This window comes from Chryseobacterium sp. MHB01 (genome assembly GCF_034651565.1).
Lineage (GTDB): Bacteria > Bacteroidota > Bacteroidia > Flavobacteriales > Weeksellaceae > Chryseobacterium > Chryseobacterium nepalense.
In genome coordinates this window covers 357659-375726 of sequence record NZ_JAYEDA010000002.1, presented here as the reverse complement: position 1 = coordinate 375726, position 18068 = coordinate 357659, and the positions used below count along the sequence as shown (strand labels likewise).

Genomic DNA, 18068 nt, shown 5'->3' with positions numbered 1-18068 from the left:
GCTTATTACGCTTCGACTTCATTACCGTTTTTACACCAGTAAAGGGCATTGTAAAGGTTTCCTTTAGGGAAAGATTTAAACTCTCCCGGCATCAATACACTGAAAATGTCCGTGAAATTCTGCACTCCTTCTTTGTCCGTAACAATAGCGGTTCTGTTCCACTTTGTTAAGTTTTTTAATCCTAAAAGCGCATCCTGCAGCCAGGCCCCCATGGTAAAATTATCCAGATCTGTATCCAGGTACAATAGGTAATTCAGTTCATTAAATTGATCGACCTTTTGCTTTACTCTTGGGATTACCAGGTTTTCAAAATCTTCTTTTGTTACTTCTCCCGTTGCATTGAAAGCCGCAACATTCTCCGGAGCTTCTGGAATAATCGTTATCATATTGTAATATTTATTGTGGTTTAGTTTTAGGTTGATAACAAAAAGTAAACCAATATTTAATATTGGGTTAATAAAGCATTTAATTGTTTAAAGTTTAATTTACATCTTAAGATGTTTTTCCGGCGGCGAAGCCGCCGGAAAAACAAAAGGCCGCGGCTATCAGCCGCGGCCTAACACAAAATATACAGCGACTTTCATTCGTCACATCTTACGAACTATGATTCATATTGTTGATTATCACTTTGGATATTAAGATCTTTGGAATTTTTACAGGAAAATAAAATTCATTAAATGCGATATCCGTTTTTCTTTGCCAGTGCTATAACGGAACTTTCAATTGCTTTCCCTAAATCGTCGGCATCAGCATTTCCACGTTTTTTCATTTCTTTGTCAATATATTCCTGACGTTTTTTTGAAAGTTCTTCAATCTCTTTCTGAATTTTTTCCCGTTCAGCGGACTTTTGAACAACTGCTTTTTTAACTTCTTCCTTACTTTTTCCTTTCAGTTCTGCCGGGAGCTCAGATTCTTTTACTTCTGATATAAAATCTTTGTCTTTTTCCACGCGGTCTACCAAATCCCAATGATCATTTTTGTAAGCGTTTTTCTTAGACTTGGCAACTGTTCTTTCTACTGCATTTGAAGCGGACTGTATTTCCGCATTTTTATCCTGAAGCATCTGTTTGCTCTTGAATTCTGAACCGTGGCTTCCGTAATAGATATAGGTATCATTCAGTTTTGCATTACACTCAGAAATTCTTACGTCATAAGGAGTTTCAATATAAATGACCTTCTGATTGCTGTCGATATTGAAATATCTGCCATCTCCCAGTGATGCTCCGTTTTGCCAGAAAGTACGGATTCCTTCATCCCGGTTTCCACAAAAAATAGTGTTGGTGTAAATATTTTTCCTTTTTGCATCCGGAATTACATTTTTATAGCTGACTTTTCCCTGATCGAACGGTTCGTTTCCGGCGATATAGATCAGCTTCATGCTTTTTTCATTGCTGTCCCATCTCAGGTTCATCGAAGCATCCCGGATTACCGCTCCGCAAAATTCATTTCCGCCGTTGGTTCTCAAGGCAAAAAGCTTTTCAGAAACCAGATCCAGGTCCTGGGTGAGAGGAGTGACCTGACGGATGTAATTTTCATCAGTAATTCCGTCATTTCCGTATTCGTACAATGCGATTTCCACTTCCGGCGCTTTTCCATTGTACTTTAAAGTCGTTAATGTATTCACGATATTCCAGAGCCTTGATTTTGCCTGGTCAATCAGTCCGTCCATACTGTTGGAAGTGTCCAGAAGAAGAGCTACCTGAATTTTATTTTCCTTAGCTGCAATTTTTGAAGGCTTAATTACAGCCAATCTTTTTTCAGTAGGAGCAACCCGTCTGCCTTTGCTGCACATTAAGTATTCCCCGGAATTCTGTGCACTCAAAAGAGCTAAAGTTCCTATCGTCAGTGTTAAAATTTTGAAAGTTGTCATGATTTTCTGTTTTTAAAGAATTTCGTATTTTGTTTTAATGCTGTATTTCAGCTTGATATTATCAATATTGTCGAATGAATAATCAACATTGGCATCGGCAGCTTCCAGCTGGATATTTGCCGTTTTCGCTCTGAAATTCATCGGCAATACCGTATCGCTGGTATAGTCTTCGATTTCCACGATCTCAAGAGGATTTCCTGTTTTTTTTGCCATGCTCTCCAACAGGTAGTCTGCTTTTTCTTTCGCAGCTTTTAAAGCGTTTATTTTAACGGTTTTTCTGTAATCTGCAATTTTTGTATTCCTGATCTCATCGATATTGATGCTGGTAATCCATTTTTGGTTGAGGTTTTCAAAAAGATTTGCCATATCGGTTTTCTTGGTTACTTTAAACTGAAGATTTTTGGTGAAAATTTTCGTTTTGGAATAGATATTCTGGTACATCGATTTGAATTTGATGTCTTCGTTTTTTACCCCGTTGCTTTTAAGAATTTCAAACAACTGTTTTTCATTGTCGGCAAGCTGGTTTTTGTTATCACCTTTAATTCCTACATTGAAAATAATTTCATCCGGCTCCACTTCCATTTCTGCAATTCCGGTTACTTCAATGAAATTTTTCTTTGTTTCCTGTGCGTTGATCAGTCCTGTTATAAAGAATAATCCGATCAGTAAAAAATGTCTCAGTTTCATAATTTCTTTTTTTTAATTTTAAACTTCTGAAGTAAAATTACCCAGATTTAAAACTGAAAATCGCGAGACTTGGTGAAATGAAGGTTTGACTTGGTGAGTTGGGGAATTGTTTAAAATGAATGACTGTAACTCTAGCCCCGATTGCAACGACATCCTTTTTGGTTGCGGCTGGAGCGAAGCGGAAGCCGTAACCAAAAAGATACAGTGAAAAGCGGGATTAGCTTCAAATAAAAAAACAGTCCTGAGAAGAACTGTTTATCTGTTGGTAAGAACAATTGATTTTCCGTTTCGGGTGACGAGTTTTTTTACTTCACAAAAAAGTTTGGTGCGGATAATGAGTTCATCGTCATTTTCTGAAATAGTATACGTTTCGAAAGTTGTAAACGCATCGTCGAGATCATGTTCAAAAAGTTTGGTAGAACCGGACTTATCCACCGAGTAAAAATCTACTTTGTAATCATGAAGCCCGGTCTGATAAAACTTGTAAACAATTTTTTCATTGAGATCGCTGGAAATGATCTTGGTTTCAATGAAGTTGTTTTGTTCAAGAAACGAACAACTCTGCAGGAATAATACAGGCAAAAGAAAAATGTAAAGCTGTTTTTTCATAGTTATGTTTGGTTTTAACAAATGTAATAAATGCTAAATGGTTGACTGTTAACGGAATTTCAATTTTCATGTTACCATTTTTTCATATAAAATGTGATAAAGAATTGATATAGCCTGAAAGGTTTACTCATAAGACCTTGTATTTTGTCTAGGTGAATATTTTAATGCAATATCATAAATTCTCCTCAGGTCTTCGTCTTTTTTATCGCAGAACGACTGATAATAATTGATGATGCCCTGCATGGATTTTCTGGTATTTCCGATATTCGTCTGTGAAAAATCCTTCGCTGCTTTTTTGAGTTCCGTAGCCATTTTAGCAATCTGAAAATTTTTCTTTAACTCCTGTTGCGTTGTTTCCGTCATTGCATCATATTCTTTTTTTGACGAAATATTTTTTATTTTATCATTCTTTTCATAAACCAATGAAGCTGAAATTAAAGAGCTTTCCAAGTCATTTTTTTCAACTTCCATCAGGAAAATTTGGGTTTGTCCGCAATCCAGATTTTCAAGTTCTACTTCAATCTGATGATTGGAAATATAAGTAGGCTGATATCCGTAAAATTTATTGATTCTCATGCCTTCAGGAAGGTTGATCGTTAGTTTCGGCTTTTTCCCAATATTATATAAAAGGCTTTCTAATTCGTCCTTAAATGTTTTTTGAATATCTTTTTCAGCATCTCCTATAAAATAATTGGAACCTCTTCCGTACGTTGCAATTCTCCGTAATAAATCAAAATCCAGCTGCTGTCCGACTCCGATGGTGCTGATGTCAATGCCTTTATCGTTGAATTCTTTTGATTGTCTTAAAATCGTCTCAGGATCTGTGATTCCTGAATTCGTCATTCCGTCGGTAAGAAGAATTACTTTACTGTTGTAGTCTTTAGTATTGTGTTTTTGTGCTTCCGAATATCCCATCATCATCCCCGAATGAATATTGGTGGAGCCTGCCGGATAAATACTTTCGATAATCGGATCCAGATTTCCGGCAACATCTTTTATTTTTGATGATTTTAAAACCAGATTGGCCGTATCATCAAATTTTATAATTGAAATGATATCTTCAGGTTTTAATCCTTTTACAAAAACTTTAAGTGCATTTTTTACTTTATCAAGTTTACCGCCACCCATAGAGCCGCTATTGTCGATAACCAGAGAAACATTTACTTTGTTTGAATGTTGCCTGTCTGAAACATTTTGTGTTGCAAGACCGATTTGAAGTAAAAAACTGTCGTCTGAGTTAAGAATGGTATTGTCATAATCAATGCTCAATGCCACTTCATTTTTCTTTGGAATTTTAATCTGATGTTTGTGGTAGTTCATAAAATCTTCCACGATTATCGTGTTTTCATTAAGAAATCCACGCTCATTTGCACTCGAAAGTCCGTTGCTTACGGTATGTGAAACAGAACCTGACGAAACTCCGAACTGCGCTTTTGAGATATTAAAGATAAATATCGAAGAGAAAAGGCAAATTAGGGTGCTTTTGTTGAAGATGGATAAATTTTTCATGATGTTTATATTTGAATTATACTGCAAACTTAATCCTGTAAATTCTGCAGAAAATACTAAACTTGGTGAATAGCGAATTTCACTTGGTGAATAGTTTTTGCCGGACTATATATATGTATATCTTTGTTTTATGAAAATGATAAAGCTTTTTGTACTTTTTTTTGTAATGGCTTTCGGGAATACGGCATATTCCCAGAGCAGGGTTGTGGAAGATGTTCAGGTGCAGAGCAAAAGGCTAAAAAAAGCGGTGGATACAAAAGATGAATCCGCGCAGGCAGATTCTTATTACAATATCGGTGAGACTTTTTTTAATGACGGAAACTTCAGGAAAAGCGAAGAATATTACACCAAAGCAAAAAACATCTACGAAAAACTGAATGATAAACCGAATATTGAAAAAGCCAGCCGGAAACTGGCCCAGTCCCAGGAAAAGCAGAATAAAATAACACCGGCAATCAGCAATTACAGCCGCGCTGCAGAAGTTGCTCCTCAAAAAAACCGGGCACTTAATACCAATGATGTTACCAGGCTTTCCGTCAATTCTCCCGAAGCGAAGGAAGAGGCGATTCAGAACAATATTCAGCTTAATGAAAAAGATAATGATAAAGGAGATCTGGCTGCAAGTTACAGCCAGATGGCAGATGTGAATATTCAACAGAATGATATTCCTAAAGCGGAAGCAAACCTCAAGAATGCTTATAAAATTTCTAAAAAGGAAGCGCCGCAACAGGCATTGGAAATTAATCAGAAATTAACGGACTTTTATGTTGAAAATAAAAACTACGACAAAGCCATCGAAGCCAAAAAAACCGTTTTAAAAGAGGATTTTGTTAAAGATAATTCTAAAAAGGAAGTAGAGCAGATTCAGGAGCTGGCAGATATTTATATTAAAAAAGATGATATCGGGGAAGCCATCAATCTGTTAAAAAAATCGTACGGAATCGCTTTGGAAAAAGGGCATACGCTTGAAGCACAGAAAAGTGTGAAAAAACTCGACAGCCTCTACAATATGTCTGAAAATACCGATGCTTCTGTACGGCTCTACAGAGATTTTTTAGGAAAACTGCCGGATCTGGTGTCAAAAGATAAAAGCCTTGCTGATGAGAAAATCCTGGAAGACACAGAACAGCGGATTGCCCAGCTGGAAAAAGAAAAACAGCTGAAAGATGAACTTATTCGCAAGAAAAATGTATTCAATTACAGTTTAATCGGAGTTTTACTGGTTTTATCCGCACTCATCATCTTTATTTTCAGGACCCTAAAAAAAGTTCAGATAAAAAATAAGAAAATTGCATTGCAGTCGCTGCGCCGTGAGATGAATCCGCATTTTATCTTTAACAGCTTAAATTCGGTTAATCATTTCATTGCCACGAACAATGAACTGGAAGCCAATCAATATTTAACCAAATTCTCGAAGCTGATGCGCGGCGTGATGGAAAATTCCACCGAAGATTTTATCCCGTTTCAGCAGGAACTGGATCTGCTTCAGAACTATCTTGCGTTAGAAAAAACACGTTTTTCAGATAAATTCGATTATGAAATTGAAGTGGATGAAAGCCTCAATACCCAAAGCCTGAAAGTTCCCGGAATGCTGGTGCAGCCGTTTCTTGAGAACGCCATCTGGCACGGACTTCGTTACAGAACCACAAAAGGATTTTTAAAGCTGAATTTTGAAAAAGACAATCAATATTTAAAAATTACTGTTGAAGACAATGGCATCGGGATTGAAGAAAGCAAAAAACAAAAAACAGAACATCAGAAAGCAAGAAAAGGCCGCGGAATGAAAAATACTCTGGAAAGAATTGCTCTGCTGAATGATCTCTATCATCAGGAAATTCAGTGCAATATTACAGATAAACAAAATACACAGGGCGTTCTTGTGGAAATCAGATATAAATTGGTGAACAAATGAAAATAAAAGCCGTCATCGTAGACGATGAAGTGATCGCAAGAGAAGTTTTGAGGAATTACCTCAACAAATATTGTCCGCAGGTAGAGATTTTGGGTGAAGCGGAAAATATTAAGCAAGCGGTTCCGCTCATTGCCGAAAAGCAGCCACAACTGGTTTTTCTGGATGTGGAAATGCCTTTCGGAAATGCTTTTGATGTGTTGGAAGCAACGAAAGATTTTTCCTACGAGACAATTTTCATCACAGCTTTTTCACAATACTCGCTGCAGGCACTTAATAAATCGGCGAGTTATTATATTTTAAAACCGATCGATATTCAGGAGTTAATTCTGGCAGTCAACAAAGTGGCAGAAAGCATTGAGAAGAAAGAAGATTTCAACCGGAATAAAATTCTCCTTGAAAACTTAAAGTTAAAACCCGAAAAGCAACAGCTGATTCTCCCGACATTGCAGGGATTTGATGTGGTGAAAACGGAGGATATTCTAAGGCTTCAGGCAGATGGAAATTTTACGCAGGTGTTTCTTACGGATGGCTCCAAAAAAATGGTGTGCCGGTTTCTGAAGCATTTCGATGATCTGCTGGAACATCCTTTTGTAAGGGTTCACCGTTCCCATATTATCAATATTAATTTTGTGAAATCTTATCACAAAAGCGGTACAGCAACACTTTCCGACAATACCGAAATTGAAATTTCCGGAAGTTTTAAAGATAATTTCCTGAAAGTTTTTTCTTAATTTTTGGGCAGCTTTTTCCGCCTTCCGCTCCCGCTTTTTTGTTTCACAAAAAGAGCTCCGCTCAAGTCGGGCTGCAACAATCTATGGCATAAGTACAATTTCCGGGAGGAAATTAATCTCGTTCAGGCATCATTTTTGAAGAATTTAGGATACCACAAAAAAATCTATTATGAAGACTTTTCAGAAAATTGCAATCCCCTTTTCTTTAGGTGTTTTAGGACTTCTTGTTTTAAGTTCATGCTCTGTGGGAATTCCGAAAGGCGCCACAGCAGTTCAGAATTTCAACGCCGACAGATATCTTGGAACCTGGTACGAAATTGCACGTTTCGATTATAAATTTGAAAAAGATATGGATAATGTTACCGCAACCTATTCCAAAAATCAGGACGGAACGATTAAAGTAGACAATAAAGGCTACAATTACGTGAAAAAAGAATGGAAACAGTCTGTAGGAGAAGCCCGATTCGTGAATAAAGAAACGGAAGCCCGTTTAAAAGTTTCTTTCTTTAAACCCATTTGGGCAGGTTACAACGTGGTAGATATTGATGATAATTACCAGTATGCCTTAGTCATGGGGAACAATTTAAAATATCTCTGGATTCTTTCCCGCACCAAAGAACTTCCGGAAAGTATAAGACAGCGATTCCTGGAAAAAGCAAAAAGAGTAGGCTATAAGACCGATGAATTAATCTGGGTTAAGCACAATTAATTATGATAAATTTTAAAATATAAACCTCACAGGTTTCAAACCTGCGAGGTTTTTATTAATTCAGATTTTTATATTCCTTCCATTCATCAAAGCGGTAATCAACAATCTGTTTCATCAGATCATAGTTTTCGTAAGTATCTTCAATATGATAGAATGTTTCATATTCATAATCATTTTCTTCTGCTTTGGTGTCAAAAAGATTAACATAATCATCAGCAAATGAGCTGAAACGGTTGCCAAAATCAGTTTCATCTTTATAATAGTCCTGTGCAAAAGCATTTCCCATAGCATTCAGGTCATATTCTGAGAATTTTCCATCCATTACCTCCATAAGAAATTCTGCTCCCGTAATTTCTCGGCGTTTCAATTTTTTAATTTCTTCAGCAGCGCCTTCTTTCAGTTCATCAGAAATAACATCCTTGTGAATACACCAGTTCAGGAACATTCCGGTGTGGGTGGCTCCGTTTTTCTCAGGAAGCCCTTCAGGGAAATCGCTGCCGTAATGCCATGAAGCATCGTCGTATTTAGACATATTTATAATTATAGTTTTAAACAATTTCAGTCAAAAATAGAAAAAATCAATTTATATTGCCCGGAAGAGAGAATTTTCCGTCATTTGCGTAGAAATTTTTTCGACAATTATTTTATGAAAAATGCCGTTCTGATTACCATTGGTGACGAAATCCTATCCGGAAACACCGTAGACACCAATTCTAATTTCATAGCAACCGAACTTAAAAATATAGGGATTAAAGCCTCTCAGATTCTTACCATTTCAGATGAGATTGAAACCATTAAAAAGGCCATTGATTCTGCTTTTCAAATCGGGGATCTTATCATTACCACAGGAGGTTTGGGACCAACCCGGGATGATAAAACCAAAAAGGCTATTGCAGAATTTTTTAATGACGAAATTGCGCTGGATGAGGTGACATTTAATCATCTGAAAGCATATATGGAAAGGCGGGGCCGGCTGGAAATTCTTGAAAGAAATCGAGAGCAGGCATTTGTTCCCACCAAATCAAAAGTTTTTCAGAACCATTACGGAACTGCGCCCTGTATGATGATGGAAGAAAACGGCAAACTGCTTTTCAGTCTTCCCGGAGTTCCTTATGAAGTAAAACCATTGATCAAAGACCAGATTGTACCGTATCTGCATGAAAAATTCAGCCTGAATTATATCACCACAAGAATTGTTTCTGTAGTTGGAATTCCCGAAAGTATCTTAGCAGATATGATAGAAGACTGGGAACTGGCTTTACCTGGAAATTTAGCATTATCTTATCTCCCTGTCGGGACTAGGGTAAAGTTGAGGCTGACTGCAACCGGAGAAAATGAGACATTCCTTCAGCAGCAGTTGGAAGATGAAATACAGAAATTGTTGCCTTTGATTAAAGATCATGTTATTGCAACTTCCGAAGATAAAATTGAAAAAATTCTTGCGGAAATTTTAACGGAACGAAAACTGACAATTTCAACAGCAGAAAGCTGCACCGGTGGAGAATTGGCCAAAATGATTACTTCTGTTTCGGGAAGTTCAGCGTATTTTCCGGGTGGAATTGTTTCTTATGCAACGGAGAAAAAGATTGATATTTTGAAAGTTAAATCAGAAACGGTAGAAGAATTTACAGTGGTAAGCGAGCAGGTTGCCGGTGAAATGGCGGCAGGTTGTCAGAAATTATTTAATACGGATATTGCTTTATCAACAACCGGTGTGGCCGGGCCTGGAAAAGGCGAGGACGGAAAAGAAGTGGGAACAGTTTTTTACACCATTAGAGTAGGAAATCAGGCGGTTACTTCAAAATTATACATGCCGCATCTGGAAAGATTTGATTTTATGCATTTCGTTTCACAGAAAGTTATTCAGGATGTGGTAGCAATCTTAATTTCAGAAAAATAAGCTCTAAAAAATAAATCGGGACTATTAAAAAATAGTAAATTTTTAAGTAACAAATTGTAAATAAAATATACCTATTGTATAAATTGTAATTATAATGAAAAAATTAACGCTTTCTCTGCTTTTATTAGGAGGAATATGTTCACAGATGGTGAACGCTCAGGCGACAGATAAAGGCTTAGACCTTAGCCTGATGGATAAATCAGTACGTCCTCAGGACGATTTTTACAGCTATGTGAGCGGAACATGGATGAAAACCGCTAAAATTCCTTCCGATAAGCCGACTTGGGGAAGTTTCAACAAGCTGGCGGAAGATACCGACAATAATTCAATGACTATTCTGAATTCTCTTTTGAAAGATAAATTTGCAGATGGAACAGAAGGTAGAAAAATCCAGGATCTGTATGCAACTTATATGAATATCCAGAAAAGAAATGCAGACGGAATCAAGCCAATCCAGGCTAATATTAACAAAATCGACGCGATTAAAAATCTTAAAGATCTTCAAAATTATTTAACTTCCGTAACGAAAGAAGGTGAAAATACTATGTACGGTTGGGGAGTGGATGCAGATCTGAAAGATTCTAAAATGAATGCCGTTTATTTAGGAAATGCATCACTTGGATTAGGTAGAGACTACTATCAGAAAGTGAATGACAAAAACACGGAAGCTATTACAGAATACACAAAATATGTAGCTTCTATGTTGAAAGAATTAGGATATAAAAATGCTGATGCAGCTGCAAAAAGTATTGTAGAATACGAAAAAAGCATTGCTAAAACCTATCTTACCAATGAGCAGAGCCGTGACAATACGCTACAGTACAACCCAAGAACAATGGCTGAATTGAAGACATTGGTAAAAGGGGTTGATCTTCCTGCTTATCTTAAAGCGGTGGGCGTAAATACGGATAAAGTAATCATCGGAGAAATCGGTTATTGTAAAGATTTCGATAAATTGGTAAATGAGAAAAATCTTCCTGTAATAAAAGATTATCTTAAATTCCACATGATCAACGGAAGCGCTTCTTATTTAAGTGAAAAACTGGGAGACATGAGGTTTGCTTTCTATGGTAAATACTTAAGAGGTCAGCAGGAGCAGAGAGCTTTAAACAAAAGAGGATATGAGTTGATTAACGGAACTTTAGGAGAAGCTTTCGGGAAATTATATGTTGAGAAATATTTCCCTGCAGAAGCTAAAGCCCAGATGGTGGAACTGATCGATTATCTGAAGAAAAGTTTTGCCGTACACATCAATAATTTAGCATGGATGTCTTCTACTACAAAGGAAAAGGCAATGCAGAAATTAAACAAATTCACGGTAAAAGTTGCTTATCCGGATAAATGGAAAGATTATTCTAAGTTAACAATCATTCCGGAATCTAAAGGAGGAAATCTATATTCAAACCTTCAGAATATTACAGAATGGCAGTACAATAAAGATTTAGCTAAAATCGGAAAACCTGTTGACAAATCAGAATGGGGAATGACTCCGCAGACGGTGAATGCTTATTACAACCCTGTAAACAACGAGATTGTATTCCCGGCAGCCATTCTTCAGCCACCTTTCTTTAATCCTAATGCAGATGCAGCTGTTAATTTTGGTGGAATCGGAGCTGTGATCGGTCACGAAATGAGCCACGGATTTGATGACTCGGGAGCACAGTTCGATGCAGACGGAAATCTTGTAGACTGGTGGACTCCGGAGGATAAAGCTAATTTTGAAAAAGCAACAAAAGCTCTTGCTGCACAATACGATAAATATGAGCCGGTAAAAGGAACGTTCGTAAACGGAACCTTTACCAATGGTGAAAACATCGCCGACTTAGGTGGGGTAAATATTGCTTATGATGCATTACAAATGTATCTGAAAGACAAAGGAAATCCTGGATCTATCAGTGGTTACACACAGGATCAGAGATTCTTCCTGAGCTGGGCAACCGTTTGGAGAACATTATCAAGCGAGAAATACATGATCAATCAGGTGAAAACAGACCCGCACTCTCCTGGATATTTCAGAAGTTTCGGACCTCTTACCAATGTTGATGCATTCTACAAAGCATTCGACGTGAAAGAAGGCGACAAGCTTTACAAAAGGCCGGAAGAAAGAATCAAAATCTGGTAATAAATATTTTATTCAAATAGAAACCGCTCAGCAATGAGCGGTTTTTTTATTAAAGATCTCTCTTCTCACCTCTTACTTCTCACTTCTCACTTCTTACATTTTTACTTCTCACCAACTTTGCATTTCAAACCATAAACATTTATGAATAAATTATGTATATTTGGTAAGTTTGTGTACAATCAAAAAATATTTTTAATGAAAAAGCTAAATATCGGAATACTTGCCTTTTCTGGGTTTGTATTTTTAAATTCGTGTGGTACGGCTAAAACAGCAGATACTCAGAAACCCGAAACAGTGAGAGAGGTTGCTGCAGAACCGGTGAAAAAAGAGGAGATGAAAGAAGAAGGAATCAATTTAGCATACATGGATAAATCGGTGCGTCCGCAGGATGATTTTTTTAGCTACGTAAACGGAAACTGGGTGAAAACCACTCAGATTCCTTCAGATAAAGCGAGCTGGGGATCTTTCAATGCACTGAGAGAAAATGTAGATGATGCTTCTTTAGATATTTTAAATAAAATCTTATCAGAATCATATTCTGCAGGTTCTGAAGGTGAAAAAATCCAGAATCTATATGCTTCTTTTATGGATACGGATAAAAGAAATGCAGAAGGGCTGGCTCCCATAAAAGGGGATCTGGCTAAAATTGATGCCATTAAAAACCTGAATGACCTTCAGAAATATCTTCTTGAAGCCACAAAGTTGGGTGATAACTCATTTTATGGCTGGAGAGTAGGTGCAGATCTGAAAAATTCTAAAATGAATGCCGTGTATCTTGGCGGTCCGGATCTTGGGCTGGGAAGAGATTATTATCAAAAAGTAAATGAGGCCAACACCAAAACACTTGCAGAATATCAATCTTATGTAGGTAAATTGTTCGGAGTTTTAGGTTATAAAAATTCTGAGGGAGCTGCAAAAAATGTAGTTGATTTTGAAAAACAGCTGGCTAATTATTTATTAACCCTGGAACAGAACAGAGATGCCAATCTAAGATACAATCCGAAAAATGTTTCCGAGCTTCCGGCTCTTGTTAAAAACGTAAATCTTCAGACTTATCTTAAGAATGCAGGTGTCAACACAGACAGAGTCATCATCGGAGAGCTGAAATATTATCAAAATATGGATTCTTTTCTTACCCAGAAAAATCTTCCACTGTTAAAAGATTATCTGAAATATCATCTGATTAATGGAAATGCAAGCAATTTGGATGAAAATCTGGAACAGATCAGATTTGATTTTTATTCAAAATATCTTCAGGGGCAAAAAGAACAGCGCCCGATGAATAAGCGCGGCCTTTCCCTAGTGAATGGTGTTTTAGGCGAAGCCTTTGGAAAATTGTATGTTGAAAAATATTTCACCCCGGAATCCAAAGCTCAGATGGAAACATACATTGATTATATCCTGAAATCCTTTAAGCAACACATCAATGATATGGACTGGATGTCTCCGGCTACAAAAGTAAAAGCACAGGAAAAACTGTCTAAATTCACAGTGAAAATTGCTTATCCGGATAAATGGAAAGATTATTCTCAAATGAAAGTAGAATCTCCGAAAGCCGGTGCTACACTATATTCTAATCTTCAGAATGTTTCTGCATGGCAATATCAGAGAAGTCTTGATAAAATCGGGAAACCAGTTGATAAAACAGAATGGGGAATGACTCCGCAAACGGTAAATGCCTATTACAGCGGTTCTAATAACGAAATTGTTTTCCCGGCAGCAATTCTTCAGCCTCCTTTCTATAACCCGAAGGCCGATCCGGCAGTAAACTTCGGCGGAATCGGAGCCGTAATCGGTCATGAGATTTCCCACGGATTCGATGACAGCGGTTCAAGATTTGACGGTGACGGGAATCTTAATAACTGGTGGACAGATGAAGACCGTAAAAACTTTGATGCGAAAGTGGCACAGCTTGGTGCACAGTACAGTGCCTACGAACCGGTGAAAGGAAGTTTTGTAAACGGTAAATTTACAAGCGGCGAAAATATCGGAGATCTTGGAGGCGTGGCAGTTGCTTATGATGCGCTTCAGATGTACCTTAAAGATCATGGAAATCCGGGACTGATCAGCGGTTTCACACAGGATCAGCGGTTTTTTATGAGCTGGGCAACAGTATGGAGAACAAAATCTACTGATCAGTATATGATCAATCAGGTAAAAACGGATCCGCATTCTCCGGGTGTTTTCAGGGCTTTTGGTCCGTTGGTAAATCAGGATGCATTCATTAAAGCTTTTGATATCAAACCGGGCGACAAAATGTATAAAGCTCCGGAAGAAAGAATAAAAATTTGGTAAATAGCCAAAAATTGTTAGAAAAGAGAAACGCATCAGAAATGATGCGTTTTTTTATTTATTTTTTCATAGCTTAGTGATATCGTAAAATGTTGATTTTTGATTAATATTTAATTGTTTAAGTCAAATATTAAAGAAAATTCTTAACAAAATTTTGTATGTTACAGTTTTTTTTTAAATTTAAACATTGGATTGGTCAGCTATTTGATGCTAATAAATACGATTCACACCAAAATAAAAAATCTCAAAATAACAATAATATGGCAATGTTTAATTATGGCGTTGGCGGAAACGAAGTGAAAGTGGATGCCAATGAAGCTATCCAGAACATACAGGAGAATAAGTCATTGATTGTGAGCCAGCTTACTTCAGAAGAGTCTTATGTTCCTGAAATTGTAACAGGATTAAAAACGGTGGAAGACGTCTTCAGGCATTTCCAGCCTTCTGTAAACGTACAGCACGAGACAGAAGATGGCACTGTAGTAGAAGAAGAATTCCGTTTTCAGAATCTTGCAGATTTTACCCCCAAAAACCTTACCCAGAAATCAGCATACCTCCAGCAACTAAGCATGGAGCAGGAGCAATACAACAAAATTGTACGCCAGCTGAAAACCAATAAAATTCTGCGCAATATGCTGGAAAACGATCAGACCAGAGCTGCGTTTATCGAGGTATTGAAGGAAGTGGCACAAGAACTTGAAAAATAATCTAAAGACTTTACACGTATCATGGATAGTAAATTACAGCCAGCTGAAAACCAACACCAGGGGCAGCAGCAACATGCAGGTCAGCCGAAAGGTAATCCGCTTGCCGAACTTAATAAAATAGGAGGTTTCGGTTTTGTAGAATCCGTTGTAGACGGTATTGCCAACATGAACCCTACAAGAAAAGCAAGGAAAGAAATATTCCTTAATGACAGCAACAAAGAAGAAGAACGAAAAGAGCTTCTTCAGAAAATAAACCTATGGGTGAATCTTCTTGAAAGCAACGATTCAGCTGATAAAATGGCTGAAACCTGCAAATCAAAAGCGCAGTCTGCGGATCAGAGTTTAAAATCAAACCTGAAAAATACACTGGATGCCGTACGCCAGCTGGAAACGAACTACAGAACAGTCGCTCAGTTTTATAAAAATACGGAACTTGATAAAGTAGACAATGTAAGTATTGTTAATGCCAGTTTAGACCAGGTTTCAGATCTTGATAATCCTTTATTCATCGATGCTATTGCAGAAGAGTTCAAGAATTATTATGACCGTCTGGATCTTCGCGACAACTACTCGATTTTGGCAATTCCAGGATATCTGGGATCCAATAAAGTAATCGAAAAATGGGCGAAAATATGTAATGAAAACAAAGTCATGATGGTTACCGATTTCGCCAACCTCGACAAACCGGATGATGTGGTAGATCTTTTTCATTCCGCAAATCTTACCGGTGGAGAACTGCACAGAAGTAATGTCATTATGACGTGTAACTGGTTGGTTGGCCGTGGCAAAGCTGAAGAAGTGGGAGAGGAAGAAAATGTAGAACTTCCACCGTCCACTTCACTCGCAGGAAAGATCCACAAAACCCTCATGTCTCAGGTGGCAGCAGGAAAAAAACACGGAAATATCAACGAAGTGGATGCCGTAAAATTTGAATTGAAGAAAAGCGAGATTTCACAGCTTGAAAAAATGGGGCTTGTTCCGATGGTCAATGAATATGGAAAGATCATGGCATTCTCCGCAAAAACCCTTTTCACTGGAGACAATATCGGATTACAGACGTATTCTGTAGTTCGTGTATTCGACTATGTAACCAAAGTTTTATTGGACTTCCTCAACAGAAGAGCTTTTGAAAACTGGAATGCCAAGAATGAAGATGATCTGAGAAGACAAATTGTTCAGTTCCTGGATAATATTAAAGGCCCGGATAAGTTGATTGAAAAATTTAAAATCGTTCGTTTTGAACAGGACAGGGTTAATAAAGACCGGGTTTGGCTGGACATCCGCCTAACACCGTATTTCCCTACGAAAAGTTTTGTAATCAAATTGGACGGTCATAAAGGAGACGACGGAAATGAGTGGGATGCAGAATACGCCCAGGAGTAAAAAAATATTAAGATAAAACCGGTGCTTGTTCATCGGTTTTTTTTATCAAAATCAGTAAAATATTTATTATGAAAGGCAGATTATTATTTTTGCCATTGATTTTTTTGGTTTTAAGCTGTGAAGAAAAACAGATTAAGGGTAAGCAGGCAGTTGATCTTTTCGCAGATGAAAGACAGGAAGGAAAAGCGTATGTCATGAATCCTCAGGAATGTTTTGATGAAAGTGATATGGTAGTTGCTTCCGGAAATGTAAAACTGATAGATCAGTCGTCAGGACGCGGAAAATCTATTTTTATTTACAGGGTTACTTCAGGTGAAGTGCTGAAGACAACAAGAGATTCAATAGTGAATTTCCCTTTTCAGTTTGTTTCTGACCAACAGCTTGCATTTAAGAAAGATTCTTTGTCATATATTTATCTTAAAAAACTGGAAGGTTACCGTTTTATCGCAAAGGATATGAAGTTAAAATATCAATGGCTGAAAGCGGCGCCGGTTTATTCTGTAAAAGCGGATAAATAATTTTACCTTTGCCAAATATACAATTCTGAAGGTTTAATTAAAATAAATAATAAAAGTTTGAAAAATACGGTCACTCCAGACTTCAAACACATTGGTCGCAAACTTCTGACCTGGTATGGAAAAAACGCCAGAGATCTTCCTTTCCGACAGACAAAAGATCCGTATAAAATATGGATCTGCGAAATTGTTTTTCAGCAGACACGAATCAGTCAGGGGCTCGGTCATTATACCAATTTTACTGAACGGTTTCCCGACGTAAAAACACTCGCAGAAGCCGATGAAAATGAAGTTTTACTTTACTGGAAAGGATTGGGGTATTATTCAAGAGCAATCAACGTTCACAAGGCGGCACAGCAGATCATGAATGATTATGATGGAATATTTCCTGACGAATATGAAGAAATCCTAAAGCTGAAAGGAGTGGGGAAATATACGGCGGCGGCAGTTTCAAGCATCTGTTTCAATGGAAAGATTCCTGCAGTTGACGGTAATTTTTACCGGGTTTTAAGCCGTGTTTTTGCGGATGATTTTGATGTTTCCAGTTCCAAGGCGTTTAATTATTTCTCCGATCTGGCTCATTTAATCTTACCTGACAATGTGGGAGATTTTAATCAAGCCATGATGGATTTGGGTTCGGAAGTCTGTAAGCCTAAAAATCCTCTTTGCGGACAATGTCCTTTAAATCAGGATTGTATCGCTTTTTTAACCAATAAAATCTATAATTTTCCTGTTAAAACAAAAAAAGTAAAAGCAGAAGGTCTCGAGTTGAAATATTACTTCGTACACCGGAACGGAGAATTTTTAATTCAGCAGAGAAAAGACGATTTTATATGGAAAAAACTGTTTGAATTTCCTCCTCAGATTTCCGATGAACTATTACCTTTTATTAAAAGTGTAAAAACAGTGCATCATAAACTGACGCATAAAAACCTCAGCATTGAAATTTACAATGTCGAAGTGGATTCGGAAGAGGCCTGGAATAATTTTATCGCCGAAAATGATTATATGATCAGTGATTATGAAAGCTCTCACCAAAAATCTTTCCCGAAACCACTGGAAAATTATATCGGAAATTATCACACAGCTTACAGGATTTTATAAGTAAAATTAAATCCTGTA

At 37.3% G+C, this 18068-nt stretch carries 16 protein-coding genes; 10 read left to right on the top strand and 6 right to left on the bottom strand.

Annotated features, from left to right (window positions below; translation table 11 throughout):
- Positions 1-5: 5 nt before the first annotated feature.
- The 5 genes from U9K52_RS05325 to U9K52_RS05305 all read right to left on the bottom strand — a co-directional run bounded on the left by U9K52_RS05325 (position 6) and on the right by U9K52_RS05305 (position 4675).
- The gene (locus tag U9K52_RS05325) at positions 6-386 is read right to left on the bottom strand and encodes an STAS/SEC14 domain-containing protein (protein ID WP_029296622.1); all 381 of its coding nucleotides are present in this window, start codon (positions 384-386) and stop codon (positions 6-8) included.
- Positions 387-673: 287 nt separating this feature from the next.
- A complete protein-coding gene (locus tag U9K52_RS05320; protein WP_322925614.1) occupies positions 674-1870 on the bottom strand; it encodes a VWA domain-containing protein in 1197 nt (398 codons plus the stop codon).
- 12 nt (positions 1871-1882) lie between these two features.
- A complete protein-coding gene (locus U9K52_RS05315) occupies positions 1883-2557 on the bottom strand; it encodes an SIMPL domain-containing protein (protein WP_322925613.1) in 675 nt (224 codons plus the stop codon).
- A 255-nt stretch (positions 2558-2812) separates the two neighbouring features.
- A complete protein-coding gene (locus U9K52_RS05310) occupies positions 2813-3166 on the bottom strand; it encodes a hypothetical protein (RefSeq protein WP_322925612.1) in 354 nt (117 codons plus the stop codon).
- Positions 3167-3289: 123 nt separating this feature from the next.
- Positions 3290-4675 carry a vWA domain-containing protein gene (locus U9K52_RS05305; protein ID WP_322925611.1) on the bottom strand — a complete coding sequence of 462 codons (1386 nt, stop codon included), beginning with the start codon at positions 4673-4675 and terminating at the stop codon, positions 3290-3292.
- Between the two features lie 130 nt (positions 4676-4805).
- Between U9K52_RS05305 and U9K52_RS05300 the strand changes: the two genes are divergently transcribed.
- The 3 genes from U9K52_RS05300 (at position 4806) to U9K52_RS05290 (ending at position 8027) form a co-directional block, all read left to right on the top strand.
- The gene (locus tag U9K52_RS05300) at positions 4806-6587 is read left to right on the top strand and encodes a histidine kinase (protein WP_322925610.1); all 1782 of its coding nucleotides are present in this window, start codon (positions 4806-4808) and stop codon (positions 6585-6587) included.
- Positions 6584-7318 (top strand): LytTR family DNA-binding domain-containing protein, encoded by a 735-nt coding sequence (locus tag U9K52_RS05295; RefSeq protein WP_322925609.1) that lies wholly within the window; start codon positions 6584-6586, stop codon positions 7316-7318. Before U9K52_RS05300 ends, U9K52_RS05295 begins: the two co-directional genes overlap by 4 nt.
- Positions 7319-7487: 169 nt before the next feature.
- Positions 7488-8027, top strand: a complete 540-nt coding sequence (locus U9K52_RS05290) for a lipocalin family protein (protein ID WP_322925608.1) — start codon at positions 7488-7490, stop codon at positions 8025-8027.
- A 55-nt stretch (positions 8028-8082) separates the two neighbouring features.
- Here the strand turns inward: U9K52_RS05290 and U9K52_RS05285 are convergent, their stop codons facing one another.
- Positions 8083-8559, bottom strand: a complete 477-nt coding sequence (locus U9K52_RS05285) for a hypothetical protein (RefSeq protein WP_263602547.1) — start codon at positions 8557-8559, stop codon at positions 8083-8085.
- A gap of 114 nt (positions 8560-8673) precedes the next feature.
- Here U9K52_RS05285 and U9K52_RS05280 point away from each other — a divergent pair, with 114 nt between their 5' ends.
- From U9K52_RS05280 to mutY, 7 genes are all read left to right on the top strand, one after another.
- Positions 8674-9927: a CinA family nicotinamide mononucleotide deamidase-related protein gene (locus U9K52_RS05280; protein WP_322925607.1), complete on the top strand. Its 1254-nt coding sequence runs from the start codon at positions 8674-8676 to the stop codon at positions 9925-9927.
- A gap of 94 nt (positions 9928-10021) precedes the next feature.
- Entirely contained in the window at positions 10022-12049 is a 2028-nt protein-coding gene (locus U9K52_RS05275; RefSeq protein WP_322925606.1) for a M13 family metallopeptidase, read from the top strand.
- A 195-nt stretch (positions 12050-12244) separates the two neighbouring features.
- Positions 12245-14344: a M13 family metallopeptidase gene (locus U9K52_RS05270; RefSeq protein WP_322925605.1), complete on the top strand. Its 2100-nt coding sequence runs from the start codon at positions 12245-12247 to the stop codon at positions 14342-14344.
- A gap of 257 nt (positions 14345-14601) precedes the next feature.
- The gene (locus U9K52_RS05265; RefSeq protein WP_072884871.1) at positions 14602-15048 is read left to right on the top strand and encodes a type VI secretion system contractile sheath small subunit; all 447 of its coding nucleotides are present in this window, start codon (positions 14602-14604) and stop codon (positions 15046-15048) included.
- A gap of 21 nt (positions 15049-15069) precedes the next feature.
- The gene (locus U9K52_RS05260; RefSeq protein ID WP_248394325.1) at positions 15070-16431 is read left to right on the top strand and encodes a DUF5458 family protein; all 1362 of its coding nucleotides are present in this window, start codon (positions 15070-15072) and stop codon (positions 16429-16431) included.
- Positions 16432-16499: 68 nt separating this feature from the next.
- A complete protein-coding gene (locus tag U9K52_RS05255; RefSeq protein ID WP_322925604.1) occupies positions 16500-16949 on the top strand; it encodes a hypothetical protein in 450 nt (149 codons plus the stop codon).
- Between the two features lie 57 nt (positions 16950-17006).
- Positions 17007-18050: an A/G-specific adenine glycosylase gene (gene mutY / locus U9K52_RS05250; protein ID WP_322925603.1), complete on the top strand. Its 1044-nt coding sequence runs from the start codon at positions 17007-17009 to the stop codon at positions 18048-18050.
- The last annotated feature ends 18 nt before the right edge of the window (positions 18051-18068 follow it).

Bases quoted from the DNA above. Each gene is read 5' to 3' on its own strand.
- U9K52_RS05325 (WP_029296622.1), bottom strand. From the start codon at position 386: ATGATAACGATTATTCCAGAAGCTCCGGAGAATGTTGCGGCTTTCAAT.
- U9K52_RS05320 (WP_322925614.1), bottom strand. From the start codon at position 1,870: ATGACAACTTTCAAAATTTTAACACTGACGATAGGAACTTTAGCTCTT.
- U9K52_RS05315 (WP_322925613.1), bottom strand. From the start codon at position 2,557: ATGAAACTGAGACATTTTTTACTGATCGGATTATTCTTTATAACAGGA.
- U9K52_RS05310 (WP_322925612.1), bottom strand. From the start codon at position 3,166: ATGAAAAAACAGCTTTACATTTTTCTTTTGCCTGTATTATTCCTGCAG.
- U9K52_RS05305 (WP_322925611.1), bottom strand. From the start codon at position 4,675: ATGAAAAATTTATCCATCTTCAACAAAAGCACCCTAATTTGCCTTTTC.
- U9K52_RS05300 (WP_322925610.1), top strand. From the start codon at position 4,806: ATGAAAATGATAAAGCTTTTTGTACTTTTTTTTGTAATGGCTTTCGGG.
- U9K52_RS05295 (WP_322925609.1), top strand. From the start codon at position 6,584: ATGAAAATAAAAGCCGTCATCGTAGACGATGAAGTGATCGCAAGAGAA.
- U9K52_RS05290 (WP_322925608.1), top strand. From the start codon at position 7,488: ATGAAGACTTTTCAGAAAATTGCAATCCCCTTTTCTTTAGGTGTTTTA.
- U9K52_RS05285 (WP_263602547.1), bottom strand. From the start codon at position 8,559: ATGTCTAAATACGACGATGCTTCATGGCATTACGGCAGCGATTTCCCT.
- U9K52_RS05280 (WP_322925607.1), top strand. From the start codon at position 8,674: ATGAAAAATGCCGTTCTGATTACCATTGGTGACGAAATCCTATCCGGA.
- U9K52_RS05275 (WP_322925606.1), top strand. From the start codon at position 10,022: ATGAAAAAATTAACGCTTTCTCTGCTTTTATTAGGAGGAATATGTTCA.
- U9K52_RS05270 (WP_322925605.1), top strand. From the start codon at position 12,245: ATGAAAAAGCTAAATATCGGAATACTTGCCTTTTCTGGGTTTGTATTT.
- U9K52_RS05265 (WP_072884871.1), top strand. From the start codon at position 14,602: ATGGCAATGTTTAATTATGGCGTTGGCGGAAACGAAGTGAAAGTGGAT.
- U9K52_RS05260 (WP_248394325.1), top strand. From the start codon at position 15,070: ATGGATAGTAAATTACAGCCAGCTGAAAACCAACACCAGGGGCAGCAG.
- U9K52_RS05255 (WP_322925604.1), top strand. From the start codon at position 16,500: ATGAAAGGCAGATTATTATTTTTGCCATTGATTTTTTTGGTTTTAAGC.